Source organism: Paenibacillus forsythiae T98, from assembly GCF_000520735.1.
Classification (GTDB): Bacteria; Bacillota; Bacilli; order Paenibacillales; family Paenibacillaceae; genus Paenibacillus_AQ; species Paenibacillus_AQ forsythiae.
In genome coordinates, this window is sequence record NZ_ASSC01000087.1 from 1 (window position 1) to 804 (window position 804).

At 59.6% G+C, this 804-nt stretch carries 1 protein-coding gene; it reads right to left on the bottom strand.

Annotation, left to right across the window (positions count from 1 at the left end; all coding sequences use genetic code 11):
- On the bottom strand, window positions 1–804 hold an 804-nt coding region (locus tag L692_RS0103070), incomplete at both ends, for a polysaccharide deacetylase family protein (RefSeq protein WP_025697101.1).

The following is an 804-nucleotide window of genomic DNA, read 5'->3' on the forward strand; positions in this document are numbered from 1 at the left end:
CGATATAACGGCCGTTCTCCATCCGGTATTCTCCCGGCTGCAGCACAGCCTCCGCCTTGCCCGCTTCCACCGCCAGCGGTTGTCCTGGCGCGAACAAGGCGGCGTTGGGCGCTATGTTGGCGGCGATCCATGCCTTGCCGGGCTTTGCTCTTGCTTTGGCCCCCTTGCCCGGACGAGCCTTGAACTGAACCGGGACCGAGCTGCCGTCCAGCGTCTTGAAGACATAACCCGCCGCTTTATACCGCTCAATGATCTTCGGCAGCGCTTTGGCGCTCTCCTCATGCCCCGATCCGTCGTGAAGCAGCAGGACGACTCTGGCAGACCGGGTATCCCGAACCGAGTTCTTCAGTATTTCAGCGGCCGGCACTCCCTTCCGTTCCGAATCGCCGCTGTCCGCCGTCCAGTCCGTAGTCAGGTAGCCCGCTTGCTTCATCAGATGGAAGTAGGTATCATCAAAATGTCCGGCTGTTCCGCCGGGAGCGCGCACAAGCTGCGGCCGCTCCCCGGTAATCTGGCGGATGGTTTCCTCCGTTCTCTTGATTTGGCTCCAGAAATGGGTGAAGCCGCTGTATAAATCTTTATAATTATGATTATAGGTATGATTGCCAATCGCATTCCCCTGTTCCCGGATCGCGTTAATCAGCACAGGATGGACCTTGGCCTGGTCCCCGAGTACAAAAAACGTCGCCTTTACCCCTTCCCGCCGCAGAATCTCAAGCACCTTGGGCGTAACGGCGCTGGGGCCGTCGTCGAAGGTGAGATAGACGGTCTTTCGCGCGGTGCTTGCTCCGGCGGCCGCCCGAG